This is a genomic window from Acidovorax sp. HMWF029, from assembly GCF_003060895.1.
GTDB lineage: Bacteria > Pseudomonadota > Gammaproteobacteria > Burkholderiales > Burkholderiaceae_C > Acidovorax.
Map to the genome: position 1 here is coordinate 1 of NZ_QAIH01000163.1, position 6,208 is coordinate 6,208.

The window sequence follows — 6,208 nt, forward strand, 5'->3', positions numbered from 1 at the left end:
GAAGGGGGGCGATGGAAGGGGGCTGGCAGCCCCGTAAAATCGGCGGTTTGTCTCCGAATTCCAGAAAGCCCTGCCATGAGCCTCCAATGCGGCATCGTGGGCCTGCCCAACGTCGGCAAGTCCACCCTCTTCAACGCGCTGACCAAGGCCGGCATTGCCGCCGAAAACTATCCCTTCTGCACCATCGAGCCCAATACCGGCGTGGTGGAAGTGCCCGACCCACGCCTGCAGCAGCTGGCCCAGATCATCTCCCCCGAGCGCATCGTGCCTGCCATCGTCGAGTTTGTGGACATTGCCGGTCTGGTGGCGGGCGCGTCCAAGGGCGAAGGCCTGGGCAACCAGTTCCTGGCGCACATCCGTGAAACCGATGCCATCGTGAACGTGGTGCGTTGCTTTGAAGACCCCAACGTGATTCACGTGGCGGGCCGCGTGGACCCTATTGCGGACATCGAAGTCATCCAGACCGAGCTGTGTCTGGCCGACCTGGCCACGGTCGAGAAGGCGCTCAATCGCTACAGCAAGGCGGCCAAGTCCGGCAACGACAAGGAGGCCGCCAAGATCGTTGCGCTGCTCACCCCCATCCAGGCCGCGCTGGACCAGGGCAAACCCGCGCGCACGATTGCCGTGAGCAAGGAAGATGCGCCTTTGCTCAAGCAGTTCTGCCTGATCACGGCCAAGCCCGCCATGTTCGTGGGCAACGTGGCCGAGGACGGTTTCGAGAACAACCCGTTGCTGGACAAGCTCAAGGCCTATGCCGAAGCCCAGGGCGCGCCGGTGGTGGCTATCTGCGCCAAGATCGAAGCCGAAATGGCCGAGATGGAAGACGAGGACCGCGACATGTTCCTGCAGGAGCTGGGTCTGGAAGAGCCCGGCCTTAATCGCCTGATCCGCGCTGGCTTCAAGCTTCTGGGCCTGCAGACCTACTTCACGGCGGGCGTGAAAGAAGTGCGCGCCTGGACCATCCATGTGGGCGACACGGCGCCCCAGGCGGCCGGTGTGATCCACGGCGACTTCGAGCGCGGCTTCATCCGCGCCCAGACCATCGCCTTCGATGACTACATCCACCTCAAGGGCGAGCAGGGAGCCAAGGATGCGGGCAAGATGCGCGCGGAAGGCAAGGAATACGTGGTCAAGGACGGCGATGTGTTGAACTTCTTGTTCAACGTGTGACCCGCCCCTGACCTGCCTGCGGACCTGCGAATGGGTCCACGGCCCCGTCCCTGTCCGGCTGCTTGGCTGGCAGGGATTTTTTTCGTCCCTCTCTTCGTCTTTCTTTCCACTTTCCAGCGGGTTTGCCCATGAACACCGGAATTCTCTACGCCGCGCTCGCCTACGTTGCCTGGGGCCTGTTTCCCTTGTACTTCCGGCAGGTGGCGGAAGTGCCATCGTTGGAGGTCGTGATGCACCGCACGCTGTGGTCGCTGGTGGTTGTGCTGGGGCTGCTGGCTGTGCGCAGGCACTGGACCTGGATGGCTGCCGTGGTGCGTCAGCCCCGCGTGCTGGGGGCCTTTGCATTGTCGGCCGTGCTGTTGTCGGGCAACTGGTTGACCTATGTGTGGGCCGTGCAGAACCAGCATGTGGTCGATGCCAGCCTGGGTTACTTCATCCTGCCCCTGGTGAACGTGGCGCTGGGTTTTGTGTTTTTGCATGAGCGCCCCCGCCCCGGCCAGTGGCTGGCCGTGGCCGTGGCGGCTGCAGGTGTGCTCTGGCTCACGCTGCAAGCCGGGCGACTGCCCTGGATCGCGCTGGTGCTGGCGCTGAGCTTTGGCTTTTATGGCCTGCTGCGCAAGGTGGCGGTGCAGGGCGCGCTCGAAGGTTTGGCGCTGGAAACCTTGATGCTTGCGCCGGTGGCTGCCGCCGTGCTGGGGTGGTGGGCCTGGCAGGGGCAGGGCGCCCTCGTACAAGGCGACACCGCCACCATTGGCTGGCTGGTGCTGGCGGGCCCCATGACGGCCGTGCCCCTGTTGTTGTTCGCTGCGGGCGCGCGTCTGATCCCGATGTCCACGCTGGGCATCCTGCAGTACATCTCACCCAGCCTGCAGTTCGCTTTGGGGGTCTGGATTTTTCACGAAGCCTTCGAGCCCGCGCGGCTGGTGGGTTTTGCGCTGATCTGGGCGGCACTGGTGGTCTACAGCCTGGAAGGCTGGTGGATGCGCCAGCGGGCGGTGCCGACCTGAACGGTGCAGGGCGGGCGGTGGTGCTACTGGAAAACGTGCAGATTGTTTGTGTCAGTTCCACGTAAGATCGCGCGCGGTTCCGAGGGATTGTCTGCACAGCGCTGCGCATCCGTGCCTGGGCCCTTTGCCATTCGGCCCCCTGTTTTCCGAACAAACCCAGGCCTGTGCCTGCCCCCGCATGTTCTTTGCACGCAAAAACCTGTTCTCGGCGACGGACGCCTTCCCCCTGACGGACGCCGTGCTGGAGTTCGACGACTCGTCGTCTGCGGCCTCCACCGCCGTGCGGCCTGGGCGCCGTGCAGTGGACGGCCTGGGGCCCCGGGGGGACTGGCATGAGCGCAAGAAATGGTGGGCGGTTGGGGGCCTGATCAGCCTCTACGCACTGGCCCTGGTGGGCTTTTATGCCCTGGGCATGGTTGCGGGCGAGGCCCTGGCGGTGCTGGCGGCGATGGTGGTGGTGGGTTTTGTGGCCTTCTGGGCTGTGCTCCGCTCCAAAGTGCAGCAGAAGATCCGGCTGCGGCACCTGCAACTGGCCATTGTGTCCACTGCGATTGGCGGCATGCTGGTGGTCTTCTATCTGGCCCCCGTCACGCAGATCCTGTTTGCCCCCTTCATGTTTGTGGCAGTGGCGTATGGCATTTTTACGGTGCCCCGCCGCACGCTGCTGGCGCTTACGGTCGTGGTGCTGGTGGCCTATGCGGCGGTGATCGGGCTGCACCACAACCAGAAGCACAATGCCGCGCTGCTGCGCCTGGAGCTGCTGCATCTGTTGGCGCTGGCGGTGTCGGTGCCCGCGTTCATCGTGCTCATGGGCCGGGTACAGCACTTGTACCGCAGCCTGCATCGGGCCAGCCGCAAGATCAAGAACATCCAGGAGGACGCACAGCGTGACGTGTTGCTGGGCTGCTTCAACCGCCGCTATATCCTGGCGGCGTTGGAGGAGCAGAAGCAGCTGGCTGACGAAAGTGGCATCTCGCTGTGCCTGGCCGTGCTCGACATCGACCACTTCAAGCACATCAACGACGAGCTGGGCCACCTGGGCGGGGACGAGGTGCTGCGCACCTTCGCACGCATTGCGCAGCAGGGCGTGCGGGGGGGAGACCTGTTCGGGCGTTATGGAGGTGAGGAGTTTTTGCTGATCTTCCCAGCAACCTCGCTGTTGCCCGCACTCAATACCTGCGAGCGGATCCGCGCCCAGGTGGAAACGCATGCCTGGAGCGGCCTGCTCAAGGGCCGCGTGACGGTGTCGATTGGCGTGACCCAGTACGTGCTGGGCGAGTCAGTGCTGGAGTTTTTCTCGCGCGCAGACACGGCGATGTACATGGCCAAGGAGGGTGGCCGCAACCAAGTAGTGGTGGAGGAGCCCATCGCCAAGGGCGATTCCCTAGTCTCAGAACACAGTGGCCACGCATTTTTGTAGCCCGGCCTGGTGTCCCCGCAGCCCTACGCCCCCACATGCCCCGGCATCAAGTACAGCAGTGCAGTTGTCATGAGCAGGTAGCGCATGAACTTGCCTACCGCCATGTAGGCCAGGCAGGGCCAGAAGGGCAGCTTGAGCCAGCCTGCCACGGCGCACAGCGGGTCGCCCACCACCGGTAGCCAGCTCAGCAGGCAGGCGCGGGGACCAAAACGCTTGAGCCAGTTCAGCGCCCTCAGCTCCGTGGCATTGCCGCGTGCCCTGTCCACGGCCCGGTGTGCGCCCAGGCCCATCCACCAGCTCAAGCAGCCACCCAGGGTGTTGCCTACCGTAGCCACCACAATGGCGGGCCAGAATAGCTCGGGGTTGAGCTTCACGAGGCCAAACACGGCGGGCTCCGAGCCCATGGGCAGCAGCGTGGCCGACACGAACGACACCACAAAGACCGTGCTCAGGCCAAATTGCGGCAGGGCCAGCCATTCCAGCAGCTGGTGCATCCAGATTTCCATGGGGGAGAGTGTAGGGCGCAGGCCTTGGGCGATGGAGGCGTCGGGAACCAGGGTACTGTGCTGCAGCGGTCCGCGCCACCAAGATATGGCTGCGGGTGAAGGGGGGGCAAGGTGCAGCCCAACCGCCCGTGGGCTCCGCGACAGGAGTGACGCAGCATCTTCGCCACATGCTGCTGCCAGATTGCATTTGCGCAGCGCCATGGCGAGGCCATGCCCGAGCCGGCCGGTGGCGCTGCTTTCTGGGCCCGTCGAAGCGTTTGGGGCATCGCCAATGGAGTCTTGTGAGGGGATAGCCAGCTTTGCTGGAGTATTTCATTTGCTGAAATTTTGAGCAGGTACAATCCTGCCTCCTTTTTCAGCATTCGCTGTCGCCTCCTCCCGTCCCCTCCCATGCACATCGGCCACATTCCTTTGGCGAACCGGTTGTTCGTCGCCCCCATGGCGGGCGTTACCGACCGGCCATTTCGCCAGTTGTGCAAGGCACTGGGCGCGGGGTATGCGGTCAGCGAGATGGTGACTTCGCGCAAGGACTTGTGGAACAGCCTCAAGACCTCGCGCCGGGCCAACCATGAAGGGGAGCCGGGGCCCATTGCCGTGCAGATCGCCGGCACCGATGCGCCGATGATGGCCGAGGCCGCGGTCTACAACGTAGAACGCGGTGCGCAGATCATCGACATCAACATGGGCTGCCCGGCCAAGAAGGTGTGCAACAAGTGGGCGGGCTCCGCCCTGATGCAGAACGAGGCCCTGGCCGTGGAGATTGCTGCAGCCGTGGTCGAGGCCTGTGCGCCATTCAACGTGCCCGTCACGCTGAAGATGCGCACCGGCTGGTGCCAGGAGCACAAGAATGCCGTGCAACTCGCGCGCCAGTTCGAGGCTGTGGGCATCCAGATGCTCACGGTGCACGGGCGCACGCGCGAGCAGGGTTACAAGGGCCATGCGGAGTACGACACCATCGCGGCCGTCAAGGCGGCGGTGAAGGTGCCTGTGGTGGCCAATGGCGACATCACCTCGCCCGAAAAGGCGCGCGATGTGCTGGCTGCCACCGGCGCCGATGCGATCATGGTCGGCCGCGCCGCCCAGGGGCGGCCCTGGATCTTCCGAGAGATCGGGCACTTTCTGGCCACGGGCGAGCACCTGGCGCCGCCGCTGGTGGCCGAGGTGCGCCGACTGCTGCTGGACCATCTGCATGACCACTACAGCCTGTACGGCGAACTGACCGGGGTGCGCAGTGCGCGCAAGCACATTGCGTGGTATCTGCGCGCGCTGCCGGGCGGCGAGGCCTTGCGGGCGCACATCAACACGATCGAAGACTGCACTGCGCAATGGCAGGCTGTGGCTGACTACCTGGATGCCCTCGGGCAGCACATGGACCGGCTGCCCGCCGCCACTGACGTGGACGCAGAACCAGAAGAACAAGAGGGATTGGCTGCATGAGCAAGAAACACATAGAAGAATGCGTGCGCGAGAGCCTGCAGGGCTACTTTCGCGATCTGGGCGGCGAGACGCCCGACGGCATGTACGACATGCTGGTGCGTGTGGTCGAGAAACCGCTGCTGGAAGTGGTGATGACCCATGCTGACAACAACCAGTCCCGCGCGGCCGAATGGCTGGGCCTGAACCGCAACACCTTGCGCAAGAAGCTGGTCGAGCACAAGCTGCTCTGACGCCGTCGCCTGGTTTGCTATAAAATATATAGCAACAAACCCTTGATGGACAGGCGCAAGGGTCCTTTTTTATTCAAAACCTCCCCACCTCCACTGCCATGAACGCACTCCTCTCCGTCTCCGACAAGACCGGCATCGTCGAATTCGCACAAGCGCTGCACGCGCTGGGCATCAAGCTCTTGTCCACCGGCGGCACCGCCAAGCTGCTGGCCGACAAGGGGCTGCCCGTGACCGAAGTGGCCGAAGTCACACAGTTCCCCGAGATGCTCGACGGCCGCGTGAAGACGCTGCACCCCAAGGTGCACGGCGGCCTGCTGGCGCGCCGCGAGCTGCCCGAACACATGGCCGCTCTCCAGGAACATGGCATCGACACCATCGACCTGCTGGTGGTCAACCTCTACCCCTTTGAAGCCACCGTGGCCAAGGCCGGCTGCACGC

At 64.2% G+C, this 6,208-nt stretch carries 6 protein-coding genes and 1 pseudogene; 6 read left to right on the forward strand and 1 reads right to left on the reverse strand.

What is annotated here, in order from left to right:
* The first annotated feature begins 75 nt into the window (after nucleotides 1-75).
* The 3 genes from ychF (at nucleotide 76) to DBR12_RS11450 (ending at nucleotide 3,597) form a co-directional block, all read left to right on the forward strand.
* Nucleotides 76-1,170 carry a redox-regulated ATPase YchF gene (gene ychF / locus DBR12_RS11440; protein WP_108617362.1) on the forward strand — a complete coding sequence of 365 codons (1,095 nt, stop codon included), beginning with the start codon at nucleotides 76-78 and terminating at the stop codon, nucleotides 1,168-1,170.
* 128 nt (nucleotides 1,171-1,298) lie between these two features.
* Nucleotides 1,299-2,177 carry an EamA family transporter RarD gene (rarD, locus tag DBR12_RS11445; protein WP_108617363.1) on the forward strand — a complete coding sequence of 293 codons (879 nt, stop codon included), beginning with the start codon at nucleotides 1,299-1,301 and terminating at the stop codon, nucleotides 2,175-2,177.
* Between the two features lie 178 nt (nucleotides 2,178-2,355).
* Complete coding sequence (locus tag DBR12_RS11450; protein ID WP_108617364.1) at nucleotides 2,356-3,597, forward strand: diguanylate cyclase; 1,242 nt, start codon at nucleotides 2,356-2,358, stop codon at nucleotides 3,595-3,597.
* Between the two features lie 23 nt (nucleotides 3,598-3,620).
* On the opposite strand, the gene DBR12_RS11455 is transcribed toward DBR12_RS11450, so the two are convergent.
* On the reverse strand, nucleotides 3,621-4,103 hold the full coding sequence (locus tag DBR12_RS11455) for a YqaA family protein (RefSeq protein WP_108617365.1): 483 nt from the start codon (nucleotides 4,101-4,103) through the stop codon (nucleotides 3,621-3,623).
* 390 nt (nucleotides 4,104-4,493) lie between these two features.
* Here DBR12_RS11455 and dusB point away from each other — a divergent pair, with 390 nt between their 5' ends.
* From dusB to purH, 3 genes and pseudogenes are all read left to right on the forward strand, one after another.
* A complete protein-coding gene (gene dusB / locus DBR12_RS11460) occupies nucleotides 4,494-5,540 on the forward strand; it encodes a tRNA dihydrouridine synthase DusB (protein ID WP_108617366.1) in 1,047 nt (348 codons plus the stop codon).
* A complete protein-coding gene (locus tag DBR12_RS11465; RefSeq protein WP_063458953.1) occupies nucleotides 5,537-5,770 on the forward strand; it encodes a Fis family transcriptional regulator in 234 nt (77 codons plus the stop codon). Before dusB ends, DBR12_RS11465 begins: the two co-directional genes overlap by 4 nt.
* Nucleotides 5,771-5,868: 98 nt before the next feature.
* Nucleotides 5,869-6,208, forward strand: a pseudogene (purH, locus tag DBR12_RS22785) (bifunctional phosphoribosylaminoimidazolecarboxamide formyltransferase/IMP cyclohydrolase); the annotation flags it as partial.